The sequence below is a fragment of the Ruegeria sp. HKCCD6647-2 genome (assembly GCF_057221075.1).
In genome coordinates this window covers 457,936-475,001 of sequence record NZ_JBWVBD010000001.1, presented here as the reverse complement: position 1 = coordinate 475,001, position 17,066 = coordinate 457,936, and the positions used below count along the sequence as shown (strand labels likewise).

Sequence of the window (17,066 nt, the reverse complement as noted above, 5' to 3'; positions counted from 1 at the left end):
TCTCGGTGATAGATCAGCTTTCCACACGGATTAACGTTCGAAGGCGTATTTCCACGCTACTGTTCGCCGTACTGGTTTGTGTTTCTACGTTGTTCGCGCTGGGTTTGATCCTGATCACACAACGCCTGCTCGAAGTTCGCAGTGAACTCGACGTCCTGAGGAGCCAATCGCTACCGGTGTTAATCCGCCTTTCACAACTGTCTCAGGATGCTTCCGCGTCCAGTTCCATCGCGCCAGCACTCAGCCAGGCGCAAACCCGGTCAGAATTCGAAACACTCATTGCCCGTATCCAAGACAAACAGGTGTCGCAAAAAACTCTCATAGACGAGTTGGAAGACTTGAACAGCGATCCAGAGTGGGTAACCACACTTAGATCCAACGCCGCGATGCTGACGGCTAATCTCGACCGCCTGGCGAATACAGTCGAGAACCAGATCGATGTTCGCCGCCAACTTGAAGCGCATGCCAAAGGGATTGAGCAGTATCTGACCGATCTGCAAAGTCGGGATCCTAGTGTAACGCGTTCGACCCTTGAACTGGCAGCGCGCGCGGCTTCCGAGATCAAATTGTTGCTGAATGACTCGGAGCGCGCAAAGTTGTCCCAAAACCGGCAATCCGCGGATGCAAGCGTCGAAGCACTGGCACATCACATCGATGACTCGAATGTCGGTCGAAACGAAAAAAACGAGGCAGGTGCGGAAAGTGACCTGGTCAAACGTTGGCCAGCAACGCGCGCGGACATTCTTGAAACCAAGACATCACAGCTGTCGAACGCATTTCAGATTAAGGCGCTGGTCGAGGAAAGCTCCCTGATCGCGAACAGGTTGCTTAGTAGTGCCAGTAACGAATTCTGGCGCACCAGCAAGGAGCTTGAAGATCAGATTCGGTTAGTCTCCAACACGACCCGCTTCACGCTTATGGCGATTTTGGGAGTGGTGCTAATCCTCGTGACTGGGTCTCTCACGGTTGCTTGGATTCTCAGACATCGGGTATTCCTGCGGCTCGAAAAACTCAGAGAAGCTCTTGCAAATTACGCCAAGGACCGCCAGCACGGGCTTACCGACGATCGACCGGATGAGATCGGCGAAATCTCGGGCGCGATGGCGCATTACATGGAAATCATTGATCAACGAGAAACCGAGTTGGCCGAAAAGACTGCGGCATTGGAGGGTCTGGCCAGCCAACTGGCCAAGTACCTGTCGCCCCAAGTTTACAACCTGATTTTCACAGGCAAGCAGGAAGTCAAACTTGCGAGTAGTCGAAAGAGGCTGACAGTCTTTTTTTCCGACATCGTGGGGTTCACGGAAACAGCCGACCGATTGGAATCCGAGGAACTGACGCAGCTCTTGAATCACTACCTTACGGAAATGTCCCAGATCGCGTTGCAGCATGGGGCGACGATCGACAAGTATGTGGGTGACGCCATAGTTATTTTTTTTGGCGATCCGGAAACGCGTGGCCTAAAGGCAGATGCTCTTGCCTGTGTCCGGATGGCCATCGAAATGCGCCACCGTATGAAAGAGCTTCAATATCAATGGCGCAAATCCGGCATTGAAAAGCCATTGCAGGTCAGAATGGGCATTCACTCCGGATTCTGCACAGTCGGAAATTTCGGAAGCGAGGATCGGTTGGACTACACAATCATAGGCGGCGCAGTGAACATTGCATCTCGACTTGAGGACATGGCGGCACCGGGTGAGATCCTGATTTCCTATGAGACCTTTGCGCTCGTGCAGGATCAAGTCGAATGCTCGGAGCGTGGCGAAATTGACGTCAAAGGTATTGCCTATCCCGTGGCGGCGTACCGTGTTCTCGATGAACCGGTCGGAGTTAAGCGGACTGAGTTGCAACTGCACGAACAGCATCCTCATTTCAGGATGGACATGGACGTCTCTGCGATGACCAAAGTTGAAAGGGACTCTGCTGCAAAAAGCCTTAAAAATGCACTAAAGCTACTTGAGCCACGCGCCCGAAGATCCTTGTCCCGCCCCGCACACACGTCGGAAGATCCCACTCAACTTACGAGTGGCGCTTGCCGAGGTAAAAACGGTGATCATGATTAAACGCTCAACAGGCTCTCCAGTTCGCGTTGCGCGAGCTTCCCCCGAGCCCAAAGCAGCAGTCACACTGGGGTAAACGCGTTCACAGACTTTCTAAACTGACCAGGTGGATCACAGGCTGTTAAGCCTATGCTTCTCTAGTATTTCGCAAAGCATAGCCTGTGCTTGGAGCCGATGTTCTCTATGGCGATCGCGCGCTACATCCGGTCGACCTTCAAAGATTGCCTGAAAAACCGCACGGTGATCTTCATTGGATTTGACAGGCAAAGGCCTAATGAAGAGCGTCGTTGCGCGCGCGCGGCGAACCTGATCACTCATCATAGCCACAATCGCTTCTACACGTTTGTTTCCACCCAAACGCACGAGTTCCTGATGGAACAACTCATCGGCTTCTGCCCAGGCTTCCAGATCTTCGGTTTCGATGGCTTGATCCATCTGCTCGATTGAGCGAGCCAAAAGAGCCAAGTCCTTTTCTGAATAACCCGCTTCAGCGGCGCGTTGCGCCGCAAGACTCTCGAGCTCCGTAAGGATGTCATAGATTTCGCGCATATCTTCGGACGAAACGGGCAGGATTCGCACGCCTTTGCGTGGCCGCATTTCCAGCAGCCCTTTGCCTTCCAACATCAATGCTGCTTCGCGAACGGGAGTGCGAGACATGCCCAACGTTTCTGCCAGTTCCGACTCCAAGTGGTCGGTCCCGGCAGCGAGTTCTCCAGACAGGATCATCCTGCGCAAGTCCCGAACAGCGCGTTGTGTATTGGAAAGAGTTTTGTTGTCCTGATCCTTCACGGAGTCTCCAGTTTTATCTTTCGTCCCTCCGCAGCAGAGCGGTAGATAGCCTCCTCAATGCGGATCACGTCGAGGTAATCTCGGGCCGTGTTCTCCAACGGCGTTCCCTTTAGAAGGCCTGAAATGACGTGGCTTTGCAAGGCATGGACGCAATCTCCTCCAAAACCATCATGAACGATTGGTGGCAAAACCTGCTGCCGTTCAAGTTCTCCATACGCGCGTCGTTCTACTGAACCATCCCCGTTCAGGACCAACGAGCCTGCTGTACCTTCTATTAGCGCTTCGCCCATCGTCTGACGCAGGTTCTCTGCGCTGTGGTCAAGGCACCTGTTTCCATCGAATAAAGCTTTCAAGCCGTTGGGGTGGTCAAACAAGATGTAGCCAGCGTCTTCGCCCGCGATAACGGGATTAACTTTGCGCAGGTCTGCGTAAACTGCGCTGGGTGCGTCGAACAAAAATCGGAACGTGTCGATCCAGTGAACCGCCGTTTCATGAACAAGAAAGCGTGGCATTTTTTGAAAATACGGCTGTCGATCAAGATAGGCGCCTGGCCCCTGTCCATCGCCAGGGCGCAGTCTGAAGGTCGCCTGCAGAGGCGTGCCAATCCGGCCTTCAGCCAGCGCCACTTTGATAGCCTGATACCAGGGTTGGAAGCGAAAGTTCTCGTGCACAACAATGATGGCATTTTCCTTTTCCGCCTCTGAAACGATCTCTTCGGCTTCTTGCAAAGACAAGCAGAAAGGTTTCTGGCAGATCAGCCATTTAATACCGGAGCGTAACACAATCCGGATGGCGTCGGCCTGCGCCACAGGTGGAAGGATGATGTCCACGAGATCCGGTTTCTCTGCCTCCAGCATATTGGACAGATCATCGTAGGCGGTCAGCCCTGTTTCTTTCGCCTTGTTGATATCGCGGTTGCAGGATGCAACCGGAACCGCTCCGGGCATACGCGACCAGCTATCGTAGTGGAACTTGCTGAAGTATCCCGCGCCTACGCAGGCGACTCTGATGGTTTGCTGAGCATTCATGCCTGAAGTACTTCCAACACAGATGAGGCTGCGTCCTGCGTTCCGGCAGTGCCACCTAAGTCACGTGTCAAATTTTGACCGTTTATTGTCACCTTTTCCACGGCTTCACGTAAGCGTTCACCGTCTCTGGACAGTTCTGGGTGATCATGGGTCAAACCTAACCATTCAAGCATCATTGCAGCGGACAGGATCATCGCAAAGGGGTTGGCAATACCTTGTCCAGCAATGTCCGGAGCAGAGCCGTGGCAGGGTTGGAACACGGCGTGATTCAACCCGATATCTGCTGAAGGTGCCAACCCAAGTCCCCCCATAAGACCTGCGCCAAGGTCGGAAAGGATGTCTCCAAACATATTCTCAGTTACCAAGACATCAAATTCCCAAGGTTTCTGAACCATCCAGAGCGCCGTAGCATCGACGTAGGCATGGTCTGCCTGCAAATCGGGATGGAGTGCGGCCTCTGCGTCAAACATTGATCTGAAGAATGCAAAGGCTCTGAATACATTGGCTTTGTCGACACATGTAACCCGTCCCTGTCCACGCCCGGATGCCTTGCGGTTTCTCGCGAGATCAAATGCAAAGCGGAACAGTTTTTCGGATACCTCACGGGTAATCAGCAGGGTTTCACGCGCCTCATCCTCTGTGACATCGCCTGCTCCTTGAGTGAAGAACAACCCTTCAGTGCTTTCGCGAATCAAGACAAAGTCGATCTCGTTGCCGTTGGGGAGCGACAAAGGAGTCGTTTGCCCATTGCTAACCTTTACCGGACGCACGCCGGCAAAAAGGCCGAGCTGCTTTCGCAGGTCGATCTGTGGTGAAATCTCAGTTCCGTCAGGGTAGCGAACATCCGGCAAACCCATTGCAGAAAGCAGAATTGCGTCAGACTTGCGTGCTGTTTCCAGTGATCCGGTAGGAAACGATTCTCCAGTTTTTGCATAGTAGGATGCGCCTGCTGGCGAGTCCTTAAACGCTAGCTCGTAGCTGGGATTGTTGTCGGAAAGCTGGCGCAGAATTTCAAGCGTAGGGGCCATGATTTCTGGGCCGATGCCGTCCCCGTGAAACACTGCCACATCGTAAGTTTTTTTCATCTTAGCCCGCTTCCTTCCCGTTTCGCATTCATAGCGCGATAGCAGCTTTCACTACAGCACGTTGACAATGCATTCTGTAATGTATACGCAATTAAATGCAATAACAAACGGGAAGTTGTTTTGGGAGGACTTGGAAATGAAACTGAAGCTAGGGCGGTTGGCTGCCGCAGCAGTGATTGCAACCGGCGTCGCAGGGGCTGCTGCCGCGCAGGATTACCCTTATCGGGATATCACCACAGCTGTAGTCTGGGGGGCCGGTGGTGGCACTGACACGATCAACCGCATGATCATGGCCGAGATGGAAAAGCACCTTCCGGTGTCGATTAACGTGATCAATCAAACAGGTGGGGTCGCGGGCTCCAACGGCATGGTCTACGTGATGAACCAGCCGGACGATGGCTACACATTGGTTGGCTTGTCGGAGTCGAACGTTACAGCCGCCGTACAGGGTGGTTGGGACAAGAAATTTGATTTCTGGTATCCGTTTATTGTCGGCGGATCGCCTGATCTGATCTCGGTTCCAGCGGACAGCCCTTACAATACATTGGAAGAACTGGTCGACGCTGCCAAAGCTGCTCCTGGCACTATTCCAGCGGCGGCTTCCGGTGCGGGTTCGATCCACCACTTGAACCTTCTGGCCATCGAAAAAGGGTCCGGTGCGGAATTCAAGTTTGTTCCATACAAAGGCTCAGCGCCCGGGCAGGAAGCAGCGATAGCGGGTGAAGTTGCGTTGGTTGTGACTTCACTGGCTGAACAGGCTCCGTTGATTGAGGGCGGTCAACTTAAACCGCTCGCGATGTTGACGCCTGAAGATGCGCAGATTGCAGGGACAACAGTGCCATCTGCCTTTGGTATCTATGACGGGCTCGACCAGTATCTGCCGCTCAAACAGGCCATCGGGTTTGCAGTTCACAGTTCAGCCGGAGATGACGTAAAGGCTGCGCTTGGCGATGCGTTCGAGCAGGCGATTGCATCCGACACTGTCGCTGAATGGGCTGCGGCAAACAAATACGATGTCGGCGGTCAGCACGGCAAAGAAGCTCAAGAATTTTTTGCGAACCTTGAGGCTACTTTTGCCTATACCTTGCAAGATCTGGGCGCTGCCACGGTCGATCCGGCCTCGCTGGGTATCGAGAAGCCCTAATCCGCTCAATTTTGAAAGGGCGCGTTTGAACGTGCCCTTTCCTGTAGGAGGCAGGCATGGACAATCCTGACGAAACACTGGTCATGCGGACCCGCGACTTTTGGACCGCGATAGTTCTTATTACCGTGTCCGTATTTTTCCTTTGGAAGACGTTGGACATCCCCCTTTGGGGTGAAAACCGCGCGGGTGTAAGTGGATCGGATTGGTACAACTCGGCTGCAATCGTACCGCTATTCATCTTCGGTGGATTACTTGTCTTGTCCTTCGTGTTGCTGGCGATTTCGATCCGTTCAGGAGGAGCCCAAAACGCACTTACGGCTTTGGGGATCGGATGGGACAAGTCGGAAGCCTATCGAGCTTCAACAATAGGCCTGATCCTTCTTGCATATGTCGTGGGACTCGTTCCCAGAGTGGATTTCATTCTGTGCTCTGGGTTGCTGATTACAGCTTTGACCTACGGGTACTACGGCGGCCATGCTTCGCGTGCTTTGGTGGCCTGCATCGCCGTCGCCGCCGCCGGATTGTTTGCGTTCGTGGTATTTCCTGCGCAGGCGGATTGGAATGCACACATCGATGATTGGTTCACATTGGCCGTTTGGGTCGTGTTGACGCTTTTTCTGCTGACCAAAGCAGCCTCTGAACCCGTTCTGCGGTTCGTGCCACTAATCGCGATATTGGCCCCGCTGATCCTTGTTTGCGCGATGGCCTTTGTTTTCCGACAGAACGTGCCCGCACGCGGTGGTCTGATCTTCAAAGAGATCGAATACCACTATTACGTGACGCTTCGTCCGTTATGGAAAGAATGACCGGATGGACTTTATCCTTTCGCAACTGGCTGGATTTGGCTCGGCGTTCGCCGATCTGTCAGCGGACCCGCTGACCTATCTGTATTTGATCGCTTCCGTTTTCCTGGGCATCACGTTCGGCGCGTTGCCCGGCCTGACGGCAACCCTGGCAGTGACGATCCTGACGGGTTTCTTCGGCAACAAAATCCCGCTGGACTATTCACTCATCGCTTTGCTCGGGGCCTATGTCGGCGCGATTTACGGCGGCTCCTACCCGTCTATTCTGCTGAACATTCCGGGCACAGCAGCCAGCGCGGCGACAGCCATGGATGGCTACCCTCTGGCCAAAGCGGGTAGAGGTGGAGAAGCTCTAGGACTGACCACTACAGCCAGCTTCATCGGTACGGTAATCGGAACCCTCACGCTTTTGATTTTCGTTTGGGCGCTGCTTTTGGTTTCAAAGAACATCGCAAGCCCGGAGAAAGCACTGCTGGCCCTGTTCGGCATTCTGCTTTCTGGCACTTTGATGAGCGAAGACCTGGTGATCAAGGGATGGATTGCCGGTCTGATCGGGCTTGCGATGTCCATGGTGGGGCTCGACCCACTGTTGTCTGAGCCGCGCTATACCTTCGGCTGGTCTTACCTGATGAGCGGGTTTCAGGTTGTACCCGTTTTGATGGGGGCTTTTGCGATCCCTCAAATCATCGACGGTTTGCGGCACGTTGAGGCCGGGAAAGTTCTGGCCCTGAAAGGCCGTATTCTTCCAAACCTTCGCTCTATTCGACGCTACCTGCCGACGATTGGCCGTTCAGGAGTGATCGGGACAGGGGTAGGAGCACTTCCGGGCGTTGGCGAAGATGTGGCGGGTTGGGTCAGCTACGGTGTTGGCAAGACCGTTTCCGCCGAGGGCGACAAGTTTGGAAAAGGCTCCTTGGAGGGTCTGCTGTGTTCCGAGACCGCAAACAATGCCTGTATTGGCGGCGCGCTGATCCCGCTTTTGGTGTTGGGCATACCCGGTTCACCACCAGCCGCGGCTTTGATGGGGGCCTTCAAGATCAACAACGTGATCCCGGGGCCAACGATTGATCCCCAGATCATTCTGCGCGTGGTTGCGATACTCGTGCTGGCCTCCCTGACGATGTTCTTGATGGGCCTGTTCACTGCTCGGGTTTTCATAAGAATACTCGCCATCCCGCAGACCATCTTCTTGCCGGTTGTGATGGTTCTGACAACAATTGGGTCTTTCAGCGTCGGTGGTGGCATCAATGATCTTTACCTGATGCTTGGCGTCGGCGCCGTTGCCTATTTCATGAACCTGATGAAGTACCCAATCGCGCCGTTGGTGATCGGGGTTATTCTGGGCAGTCTGTTTGACGAAACCTTCCGCCGGTCGCTGTTCTTGTCGGATGGGGACCTTGCGGTCTTCTTTTCACGCCCCGGTGCGGCCATTCTGCTGGTGCTCAACATTGGTCTGATCCTCAGCCAACTGCCCGTCGCAAAGCGCGCTTTCTCACGTTTGAAAGGACTTTCTGTCTGATGTTTGTAGTCACTGTCACTTTCACTCTCAAACCCGGTAAGAGAGGCGCTTTCTTGCCGCTGATGGTCGAAAACGCTTCAACTTCTTTGCGTGAAGAACCCGGATGCCATCAGTTTGACGTTTGCCTCGGCGATGATACCGAGACGGTGTTCCTCTATGAGGTATACGATGACGCTGCCGCGTTTGGCGCTCACCTCGAAAGCGCGCATTTCAAATCCTTCGATGCGGCTGTGGCTGATATGATCGCCACGAAGACAGTTCACCAGTTTTCCGAGGTCATCCGATGAACGATTGGGAAATCCACGCCGTCAAGTATGCAGATCGCAATGCCCGCACTCGGCGCGATAGCTTTATCTTTGATGACAATCACGACACGCCTCATGCAATGGACTATTTCATCTGGGCATTGAAGCGCGGCAACGAAGTCATACTGGTCGATACCGGATACGACGCCGATGAGGCAGCCGCCCGCGGTCGCCCCATCGCGATGGACCCTCGAGAGGCTCTGCGCCCTTTAGGCATCACGCCGGAAGCAGTGACAGACATCATTGTGACCCATCTTCATTATGACCATGCGGGGGGGCTGCATATGTTCCCGAATGCCAAGTTGCACATGCAATCGGCGGAAATGGCCTTCGCCACAGGTCCCTGCATGTGCCACGACCACCTGCGGGCGCCGTTTTCGGCGGGCCATATCTGCGAGGTCGTAAAGCGTCTCTATTCAGGCAAGGTCGTGTTTTACGACGGAGATGCTGAGATAGCAGATGGGGTGACCGTGCACTGTATCGGCGGGCATTCCCGTGGGTTGCAATGTGTTCGTGTAAGAACAGCAGCCGGGTGGATGGTTCTGGCCTCGGATGCCTCGCATTACTATGAGAATTTCATGGCGCGAAAAGCTTTTCCCATCGTCGTCGATTTGCAGGAGATGATGGATGGTTTCAAGACTCTGGAAACGTTGGCCTCGCATCCAAGATTGATCGTGCCCGGCCATGATCCACTTGTGCGTGAGGTTTTCCCAACAGGTGTTGCGCCTCATATCCATCGTTTGGATCCAGGGCCGACGAGGGACATTGAATTATGAAAATAGGTGTCATAGCGGACGACTTTACGGGTGCGAGTGATATTGCGAACACCCTGGCAAAGGGTGTTGAGCCGGAAGGTGGATTACGAACGGCTCAGTTTCCGGGAATTCCGACTGCCCAGGCCGATGAGGAGATCGAAGCCGGTGTGATCTCACTCAAAAGCCGAACTGCATCGACCGAGGAAGCAATTGCAGACAGTCTGAGTGCTGTGCAGTGGCTCGTGGATCAAGGATGCCAGCAGTTCATCTTCAAGTATTGTTCGACCTTCGATTCCACGACGGAAGGAAATATCGGCCCAGTTGCGGAAGCGCTCGCCGACGAGCTGGGCGCGCAGAAGGTGGTTTTCTGTCCGGCCTTTCCGACAACCGGGCGCACCGTCTATCACGGTCACCTTTTTGTGCTCGGTAAGCTGCTACACGAGTCTGGGATGGAAAATCACCCTCTTACGCCAATGACGGATGCCAACATCAGGCGTTGGTTGCAGCGTCAGACCGAAGAAACGGTTGGGTTGGTGCCAATTGACACCGTGAAGCAAGGACCGGAGGCGATTGTTGCGGCTTTGCGGAGCGCCGACGAACGATTTGTGATCGGTGATGCGATTTCGGACGAGGATTTGCTGGCCTGGGGCGAGGCTCTGAAGGATGCCCAGCTCATTACGGGGGGATCTGGGATAGCGCTGGGGCTACCCAGAAACTTCTTAAGAGAGGCTTCATCAAAAAGTACTGGCAGTTTGTTCACCGGTGTCGCCGGGCCTGCCGCGATCCTTGCTGGGTCGTGTTCCGGTGCGACCCGTGGGCAGATTGATGTTCATGCGAAATCCTATCCAACCTTTGCCATTGATGTTCCGGGCGTCATGTCCGGGGACGTGACAAGGCAAACGCTTCTGGATTTCTTTGACGCGCATTGGGATCAGGCGCCGCTCGCGTATTCATCGGGAAGCCCGGAAGATGTACGGGCGACCCAAAGTCAATTCGGTCAGGAAGCCGTGGCGGAAAAGCTGGACAATCTCTTTGCAGATACCGCGCGAGAGCTTGTCCAAAAGAGATACAAGCGATTGGTAGTGGCCGGAGGGGAGACGTCCGGCGCTGTTTCTAAGGCGGTTTCTGAGGCACTGGGGTCGCCAGCCATGTCAATTGGGCCAGAGATTGACCCGGGCGTACCTGTCCTGAGCGTTGGAAAAACTGAACCCATTGCGATGGCTTTGAAATCCGGAAACTTTGGCGCTCCGGACTTCTTCGCAAAAGCCCTCAGAATGATGGAGGTTGGCAAATGAGTTCTGAAGAACTGGCGCTGCGACAGCAGATGTCGGACCTGTGCGCCTCGCTGTTTGCGCGTGGATTTTCCGTCGGCACTGCGGGCAATGTCTCCGCGCGCTTGCGTGACGGAATCCTCATGACGCCAACCAATTCCACCTTGGGGGATATCGACCCCGAGCGCATCGCCAAGATTGATTTGAATGGGGACCACGTCTCCGGCGACAAGCCGACCAAAGAGGTTTTTCTGCATCAGGCCTTCTATGAGACACGACCTGAAGCGGGCGCAGTGGTTCATCTACACTCTACCTGGGCAACAGCACTGTCCTGCCTCGAAGACACCAGTCCGGACGATTGCATTCCGCCGCTCACGCCGTACGTGGTTATGCGCGTAGGTAAGGTCAAACTTGTTCCATACGTCACGCCAGGTGACCCGAGATCCGGTGATTTGATCCGAGATTTGGGTGGAGAATACGGTGCTGTTCTATTGGCGAATCACGGTCCAGTTGTATCAGGAAACGACCTCTTCTCAGCGGTCTGTGCCGCAGAAGAGCTGGAAGAAACGGCCAAGTTGCTCGTGGCTTTGCGTGGGATGCAAATCCGGATGCTGGATGCAGCACAAGTAAAGGAACTAAGGGAAATATTCGGAAGGGTTTAAACCAACATATAATGGGTAATTGTGTGATTACTGTTTTCCAAACAACGCAAAGTTGGGACTGCGCAAACACACTTTTCGCTATGCTACCGCTGTAGCAATACCGTCAGCAAACGATCAAAGAGTTCGGTGCAGTCCAAATGCTCGCGCGTCTCAATAGTGAAGGAATTGGCAGGGGCGCCAGAGCCTTCGTGATTCAGCCAAGGTAGCCGTTTTTGGAGCTGCAACGAATGCCAATTGGTCACGCACACCGCACCATGCAAAGCCCGGATTCTCCCGTGCTGCTATCGCAAGCTATGAATTCCATCCGTTGTTGCGCCGACCTGCTGGAGTGTAGCGGATCGCCTGAGTGCCGACGTGGCGCTTCTTCGGTGGTGTTTTGTCCTCCACTTGTTTGATGTGTTCCAGCACTGCGTTCAATCGCTTGTTTCCGGTGATCGCCGCATGGCTTACACGTTGATCTTTTTTGTAAGCGGAGTAGGGAGATTGTTCACCCATTGACCGGAATTCCAGCGTACTGTCCTGGAATTCGCAGCTAGGTGTTCGGCTGGCTTGGGCCTCTACACCAACGCGGGCAGGTTTTGAGCTCAGTTCGGATCCAGGAATCTCCGTTAACAGGCCCATTGGGAGTGTATAAGCTACTCTCGGAGGCTCTACAGATGGAACGCCGAATAGCTGCAATTCTGGCTGCCGACATGGTTGGGTATAGCCGTCTCATTGAATTGGACGAGGCGGGAATTGTTGCGCGGCAAAAGCAGTATCGCCTGGAACTCATCGATCCATTGTTCAAACAGTTTAACGGGACGGTAATCAAACTAACCGGTGACGGGTTGATTGCCGAGTTTGGGTCGGTTGTAGAAGCCATACAGTGCTCGGTGAAAATTCAGAAGGAAATGGCAGCCCGGGAAGCCCGGGAACCGGCAGAGCGAAAAATCATGTTCCGTATCGCCGTAAACCTCGGAGACGTGATTTTTGACGAAGGTGACGTTTATGGGGATGGCGTCAATATTGCTGCTCGATTGGAGGGCTTTGCAGAGCCCGGCGGAATCGTAATCTCCGGTCCGGTTTTCGATCTGCTCAAGTCCCAAGTTGAGGTAGGCTATAAACCGTTGGGCGAGCAGCGGTTGAAAAACATCGCGACTCCTGTTCGCGTCTATCAGATCGTTGAGCAGCATGACGGCCTGCCTCAAATCCAGAGTAACAAGGCGAAACGGCCTCTCGTCGTGGGCGCAGGGTTTGCTGCCTTGGTGTGCTTTGTTCTATTGGTTCATACTCTGACACGGCCAGAATTTGCTCCGGCAGATCCAAGGAGATTTGCATTTGAGCTACCCGACAAACCTTCGGTGGCAGTGTTGCCGTTTGACAATTTGTCGGGTGACAAATCCCAAGGAATGTTTGCTGACGGGATGACCGAAGACCTGATCACAGATTTGTCGAAAATCGCTGGCCTGTTTGTAATCGCTCCACACACTTCTTTTTCTTACAAGGGAAAGACATTTGATATTCAAGAGGTAGCTGAGCAACTGGGCGTTCGATACGTGCTGGATGGCAGTGTCAGGCGGTCTGGAGACACCCTGCGTGTAAATGCTCATCTTGTCGACACCTCATCGGGAAACTCGGTCTGGGCCGACAGATTTGATGGTGAACTCAATGATGTCTTCACGATTCAGGACCAGTTTGTCCTGCAAATAGTTGACGCGTTAGAATTGCAGCTTTCACCGGCTGAGCGATCTGAGATCGAAAAAACCGACACAACGAAGATTTCTGCCAGAGAAGAATACCAGATGGGCTGGGAGCTGTACTCACGGTTCAATGAAGAGGACAGTATCGCAGCAATTCTGCATTTTGAGAAAGCAATTGAACTGGATCCCGACTACAGTCGCGCCTATGGAGCCTTGGCACTCGTTCATCAACGAAATGGCGTGTTTCGGTGGAACCATGATCCAACCATCCCGAGGAATGAGGTGTACGTAAAACACGTGCGCCCCAACCTGGACAGAGCAATTCAGGATAACATTTCACTGGCCCATCTTGTTCAGTCTATGCGGCACCTGAACTTCAGGGGTCAAGTGACAGGCGAAACAGGAAGTGCCCGTACAGAAAAAGCACAAATCGAGGCCCGAAAAGCATTGGCGTTGCAGCCCAACGATGCTGAGGCGAATATTATTATGGCTTGGGCGTTAGTCGCAGGAGGCAAACCTGAAAAAGCCCTGGAGTTTATTGAGGCTGCCAAACGGCACAATCCTGATCACCCAACTTATTACTATTTGTACGAAGCTGCCGCGCATTATGGACTGGGTAACGTTTTCCATGCAGCGGATATGCTGAACTCAGCTTTGGACGATCATCCGGAAGCAACTGAACTGCTACCCTTCGCGGCCTCATTCAACGCTCAGGTCGGAGAACGTCGGATTGCCTATACTCACGTCGAAAAATGGGTTCCTGGTCAGTTCCAAAACCTGCGTGCAAAGGCGGCTGCGGACTACTTTTCCCCGATACAGTGGGATATCGATTTGGATCTTCTGAATGAGCGCCTGTTGGACGGCTTGCAGATGGCGGCGTTGCCACCAGAGGTTTCAGTCTCAAGTCTGAAACAGGACCTGAAATTTCAGGATCCGTCAGAGCAGGTGTCAAGCATTCGAAAGCTTGGATGGTTCGGCTCGCACGCTGCGTCGTCGCTGCCTGAGCTTATTGAAGCATTATCCAGTCCGCAAAAACGGGTTCAGCGAGAAGCCGCGATAACACTTGGAAAGATCGGCGCTGAGGCCGAAACCGCGATACCTGCTTTGGAGGCCTTGGTTGATCTACCTATTGTTGGATTGCACGCGCAGAATGCCCTCCAAAAAATACGGTCTGGATGATGGATTCCGCGTCAATGATACTGCTAAGAGTGCTGAGTTCGAGAAACTATGACGTTCAGTGCGCATTTTGGGAATCAACAAATTTGGTCGCTAAAGCACGTTTCGGGCCGATACCGCCCAATAATCTCGCCAACTTTCATATTTCCAGATGAAGCGCTAGTCTGCCTGCCATGCTTCGCCAACTCATTCCGATTTCTGCATTGTTACTTGGATCGGGCCTTCTCTTATTCGCCGGCGGGGTTCATGGCCTGATTTTACCTGTCCGAGGTTCATTCGAAGGGTTTTCCGCCAGCGCTCTTGGTCTTCTGGGAACAGGTTGGGCTGTCGGTTATGTTGCGGGATGTCTCATCGCACCGCGACTTGTCGGCGCTGTCGGTCATATCCGCACCTTTGGTGTCATGTGCGCGTTGGCAGCTGTAACGATACTGTTTCAAGCAATATTCGTAGCCTCATGGGCGTGGATACCATCGCGGGCGGTTTCAGGCTTTTGCTTTGCCGGAGCCGCGATGATTGTCGAGTCTTGGCTCAACGACAGAGTTGAGCCCAACACCCGCGGAACCGTTTTCGGTGTATATACGATGGTAAATTTGGGCGCCGTTACGGCTGGGCAAATGGCTATTTCGCTGGGTGACGCAACAGGTTTCCTCTTCTTTGCCGTCGGCGCAATGGTCTATTGTATGGCTCTTATTCCGACAGCCCTCTCAACTTCGGCCTCGCCTGCGCCCCTTACCTCTGTTCGGCTTGACGTTCCCGCGCTGTGGAGAAACTCGCCTGTTGCGGTTGCAGCCGTTTTCCTGGTCGGAATATCGAACGCTGCATTTGGAACCTTGGCTGCTGTCTATGCAGACCGGGTGGGTTTACCACTGACTGCGATTGCACTTTTTGCAAGCATTCCGGTCCTGGCAGGCGCCATTGCGCAGGTTCCGATCGGATTTGTCAGCGACCGTATGGATCGGCGCATGGTATTGCTTTTTACGGCGGTAGTGGCGCTTGCATCCGATCTCGCATTTGTTCTTTTGGCACCAGAGTCTCGAATGATGAACCTTGCTTTGGTCGCAGTATTTGGTGCCGCGATCTTTGCAATGTATCCGATAATCGTTGCCCATGCGAATGACCATGCGGCGCCGGGCACTTCTATCCAGGTTTCAGGTGGGCTTTTGATGGTTTTCGGGTTGGGTTCCATTATCGGTCCGCTGATCGCAGGCGTGGCCATGGCAGGGCTCGGGCCGCGGGGTCTTTTTCTAACGACGGTTGTTTCGCATTGCCTCATGATTGCATTCACGATTTGGCGCATCCTGACCAAGGCTGCTGTCCCGGACAGCGAGAAGACGGCATTTCGTGTCAGTGCCCCAGCCCGCGTGGTCACACCCGAAACCACTGCCTTTGCAGTGGGCGAGGATGAGTCTTTGTCACTTTCCGAGTCTGAGATCGAATTGGCCGGCAAAGAAGAAACGAGCACCGTCTCAGACGTCGCGCCTGTCTCCGAGAATGATAAACCCTAGCCATGTGACGATCTTGGAAACGAGTTTGAACTGTTTGCATTGCGCAGTGGCTTACAGAAGTGTTCGGCGACACCCGCATTACATTCAGCTTGGCAAAAGTTGGTCGACCAATTCACGCGTTCATTTTGAGAACCTCTCTGAGATATTCTGATTTACCCTGCGCCAGAAGAGCAGTGCCAAAAAACGCGCTGGCCACGAGGCTGATCGGAAAATAGAGTGGTCAGACAGGTTGAACGGGAGAGACGCCCAATATGACTCCATTTGCGATCGCCGGCGTTCAGATGCACGTCGCAGCGCTTCATTCAAACGTCCAGGCGATGCGCCATCGGATTGAAATCCTGATGGCCCGGTTTCCATGGACTCAGATGGTACTGTTTTCAGAACTCGCGCCATACGGACCACTGGACCGTTTCGCACAGTCTTTCCCAAATGACGCTTTGTTGCAATTTCAGGAGGATGCGCGCCGTTTCGGTATTTGGCTGATCCCGGGGTCCATGTTCGAAAAAACAGAAGATGGGCGTATCCTGAACACTTCGGTCGTGATTAATCCCGACGGAGAAATCGTTGCCAAGTATTCTAAGATGTTCCCCTTCCGCCCATATGAAGCGGGAATATCGGCAGGAACTGAGTTCTGTGTTTTTGATGTACCCGATGTCGGACGCTTTGGCCTTTCCATCTGCTATGACATTTGGTTTCCCGAAACAACGCGGCAACTGACCAGTCAGGGTGTCGAAGTTCTTCTTCATCCAGTCCTGACTGGTACCACGGACCGTGAAGCGGAACTCGCCATTGCAAGGGCGACGGCGGCACAGTTTCAGTGTTACGTATTTGATGTAAACGGCTTGGGAGCCGGCGGCGTCGGTCGTTCGCTGGTGGTCGATCCATCGGCGACGGTTTTGCATCAGTCCGCCGGACAGGAAGACATGTTCCCGATTGAAATCGATTTGGATCAGGTGCGGCGTCAGCGCGAAACCGGTCTCAAGGGTCTTGGGCAAGTGCTCAAGAGTTTCCGGGATCGTGAAGCCGACTTCTCGGTTTATGATCGCACCAGCGGCGCCGATGCTTACCTAAACACCCTAGGGCCTTTGGAAATTCCCCGTCAGGGCTCGGATCGTGGCTTGCTTGTATCTGACCCCAGAACCTCGATTGAAGAAGCAAAAACAGATTTGCCAACGCCGCCAAACATTTCTGTCTTACACGGAAAGACAGGTTCAGATTAATCGGATCAGAGGGCGGCACTGATCCGGACGCGACAGAAAGGAGGCAGGTTTTGAACTTGCACTCG

Annotated in this window: 15 protein-coding genes; 11 read left to right on the top strand and 4 right to left on the bottom strand. The window is 53.7% G+C overall.

The window, feature by feature from the left end; translation table 11 throughout:
• Positions 1 to 5: 5 nt before the first annotated feature.
• Positions 6 to 2,063, top strand: coding sequence for an adenylate/guanylate cyclase domain-containing protein (locus AC2TDJ_RS02240; RefSeq protein WP_480838814.1), 2,058 nt, complete (start codon positions 6 to 8; stop codon positions 2,061 to 2,063).
• Positions 2,064 to 2,171: 108 nt separating this feature from the next.
• Here AC2TDJ_RS02240 and AC2TDJ_RS02235 read toward each other — a convergent pair whose 3' ends face one another.
• Genes AC2TDJ_RS02235 through AC2TDJ_RS02225 form a run of 3 tightly spaced genes read right to left on the bottom strand, consistent with a single transcriptional unit; the run spans position 2,172 to position 4,962 of the window.
• A complete protein-coding gene (locus tag AC2TDJ_RS02235) occupies positions 2,172 to 2,849 on the bottom strand; it encodes a GntR family transcriptional regulator (protein ID WP_480838812.1) in 678 nt (225 codons plus the stop codon).
• On the bottom strand, positions 2,846 to 3,877 hold the full coding sequence (locus tag AC2TDJ_RS02230) for a Gfo/Idh/MocA family protein (protein ID WP_480838810.1): 1,032 nt from the start codon (positions 3,875 to 3,877) through the stop codon (positions 2,846 to 2,848). The genes AC2TDJ_RS02235 and AC2TDJ_RS02230 overlap by 4 nt, the downstream gene beginning before the upstream one ends.
• On the bottom strand, positions 3,874 to 4,962 hold the full coding sequence (locus tag AC2TDJ_RS02225; protein WP_480838808.1) for an isocitrate/isopropylmalate dehydrogenase family protein: 1,089 nt from the start codon (positions 4,960 to 4,962) through the stop codon (positions 3,874 to 3,876). The genes AC2TDJ_RS02230 and AC2TDJ_RS02225 overlap by 4 nt, the downstream gene beginning before the upstream one ends.
• Before the next feature lie 136 nt (positions 4,963 to 5,098).
• Between AC2TDJ_RS02225 and AC2TDJ_RS02220 the strand changes: the two genes are divergently transcribed.
• From AC2TDJ_RS02220 to otnC, 7 genes are read left to right on the top strand one after another with little or no spacing between them, the layout of a single operon-like run.
• Positions 5,099 to 6,106 (top strand): Bug family tripartite tricarboxylate transporter substrate binding protein, encoded by a 1,008-nt coding sequence (locus AC2TDJ_RS02220; protein WP_480838806.1) that lies wholly within the window; start codon positions 5,099 to 5,101, stop codon positions 6,104 to 6,106.
• Between the two features lie 56 nt (positions 6,107 to 6,162).
• Positions 6,163 to 6,912: a hypothetical protein gene (locus AC2TDJ_RS02215; protein ID WP_480838804.1), complete on the top strand. Its 750-nt coding sequence runs from the start codon at positions 6,163 to 6,165 to the stop codon at positions 6,910 to 6,912.
• 4 nt (positions 6,913 to 6,916) lie between these two features.
• Positions 6,917 to 8,428 carry a tripartite tricarboxylate transporter permease gene (locus tag AC2TDJ_RS02210; protein WP_480838802.1) on the top strand — a complete coding sequence of 504 codons (1,512 nt, stop codon included), beginning with the start codon at positions 6,917 to 6,919 and terminating at the stop codon, positions 8,426 to 8,428.
• A complete protein-coding gene (locus AC2TDJ_RS02205) occupies positions 8,428 to 8,715 on the top strand; it encodes a putative quinol monooxygenase (protein WP_480838800.1) in 288 nt (95 codons plus the stop codon). Before AC2TDJ_RS02210 ends, AC2TDJ_RS02205 begins: the two co-directional genes overlap by 1 nt.
• Positions 8,712 to 9,509 carry an N-acyl homoserine lactonase family protein gene (locus tag AC2TDJ_RS02200; protein ID WP_480838798.1) on the top strand — a complete coding sequence of 266 codons (798 nt, stop codon included), beginning with the start codon at positions 8,712 to 8,714 and terminating at the stop codon, positions 9,507 to 9,509. Before AC2TDJ_RS02205 ends, AC2TDJ_RS02200 begins: the two co-directional genes overlap by 4 nt.
• Entirely contained in the window at positions 9,506 to 10,783 is a 1,278-nt protein-coding gene (otnK, locus tag AC2TDJ_RS02195; protein WP_480838796.1) for a 3-oxo-tetronate kinase, read from the top strand. Before AC2TDJ_RS02200 ends, otnK begins: the two co-directional genes overlap by 4 nt.
• Positions 10,780 to 11,421, top strand: coding sequence for a 3-oxo-tetronate 4-phosphate decarboxylase (otnC, locus tag AC2TDJ_RS02190; RefSeq protein WP_480838794.1), 642 nt, complete (start codon positions 10,780 to 10,782; stop codon positions 11,419 to 11,421). Before otnK ends, otnC begins: the two co-directional genes overlap by 4 nt.
• A 291-nt stretch (positions 11,422 to 11,712) precedes the next feature.
• On the opposite strand, the gene AC2TDJ_RS02185 is transcribed toward otnC, so the two are convergent.
• On the bottom strand, positions 11,713 to 12,042 hold the full coding sequence (locus AC2TDJ_RS02185; RefSeq protein WP_480838792.1) for a hypothetical protein: 330 nt from the start codon (positions 12,040 to 12,042) through the stop codon (positions 11,713 to 11,715).
• 35 nt (positions 12,043 to 12,077) lie between these two features.
• Between AC2TDJ_RS02185 and AC2TDJ_RS02180 the strand changes: the two genes are divergently transcribed.
• From AC2TDJ_RS02180 to AC2TDJ_RS02170, 3 genes are all read left to right on the top strand, one after another.
• Positions 12,078 to 14,279: a tetratricopeptide repeat protein gene (locus tag AC2TDJ_RS02180; protein ID WP_480838790.1), complete on the top strand. Its 2,202-nt coding sequence runs from the start codon at positions 12,078 to 12,080 to the stop codon at positions 14,277 to 14,279.
• 170 nt (positions 14,280 to 14,449) lie between these two features.
• A complete protein-coding gene (locus tag AC2TDJ_RS02175) occupies positions 14,450 to 15,781 on the top strand; it encodes an MFS transporter (RefSeq protein ID WP_480838788.1) in 1,332 nt (443 codons plus the stop codon).
• Positions 15,782 to 16,032: 251 nt separating this feature from the next.
• Positions 16,033 to 17,001 (top strand): carbon-nitrogen hydrolase family protein, encoded by a 969-nt coding sequence (locus tag AC2TDJ_RS02170; protein ID WP_480838786.1) that lies wholly within the window; start codon positions 16,033 to 16,035, stop codon positions 16,999 to 17,001.
• Positions 17,002 to 17,066 lie beyond the last annotated feature (65 nt).

Bases quoted from the DNA above. Each gene is read 5' to 3' on its own strand.
- AC2TDJ_RS02230 (WP_480838810.1), bottom strand. From the start codon at position 3,877: ATGAATGCTCAGCAAACCATCAGAGTCGCCTGCGTAGGCGCGGGATAC.
- AC2TDJ_RS02225 (WP_480838808.1), bottom strand. From the start codon at position 4,962: ATGAAAAAAACTTACGATGTGGCAGTGTTTCACGGGGACGGCATCGGC.
- AC2TDJ_RS02220 (WP_480838806.1), top strand. From the start codon at position 5,099: ATGAAACTGAAGCTAGGGCGGTTGGCTGCCGCAGCAGTGATTGCAACC.
- AC2TDJ_RS02215 (WP_480838804.1), top strand. From the start codon at position 6,163: ATGGACAATCCTGACGAAACACTGGTCATGCGGACCCGCGACTTTTGG.
- AC2TDJ_RS02210 (WP_480838802.1), top strand. From the start codon at position 6,917: ATGGACTTTATCCTTTCGCAACTGGCTGGATTTGGCTCGGCGTTCGCC.
- AC2TDJ_RS02205 (WP_480838800.1), top strand. From the start codon at position 8,428: ATGTTTGTAGTCACTGTCACTTTCACTCTCAAACCCGGTAAGAGAGGC.
- AC2TDJ_RS02200 (WP_480838798.1), top strand. From the start codon at position 8,712: ATGAACGATTGGGAAATCCACGCCGTCAAGTATGCAGATCGCAATGCC.
- otnK (WP_480838796.1), top strand. From the start codon at position 9,506: ATGAAAATAGGTGTCATAGCGGACGACTTTACGGGTGCGAGTGATATT.
- otnC (WP_480838794.1), top strand. From the start codon at position 10,780: ATGAGTTCTGAAGAACTGGCGCTGCGACAGCAGATGTCGGACCTGTGC.
- AC2TDJ_RS02185 (WP_480838792.1), bottom strand. From the start codon at position 12,042: ATGGGCCTGTTAACGGAGATTCCTGGATCCGAACTGAGCTCAAAACCT.
- AC2TDJ_RS02180 (WP_480838790.1), top strand. From the start codon at position 12,078: ATGGAACGCCGAATAGCTGCAATTCTGGCTGCCGACATGGTTGGGTAT.
- AC2TDJ_RS02175 (WP_480838788.1), top strand. From the start codon at position 14,450: ATGCTTCGCCAACTCATTCCGATTTCTGCATTGTTACTTGGATCGGGC.
- AC2TDJ_RS02170 (WP_480838786.1), top strand. From the start codon at position 16,033: ATGACTCCATTTGCGATCGCCGGCGTTCAGATGCACGTCGCAGCGCTT.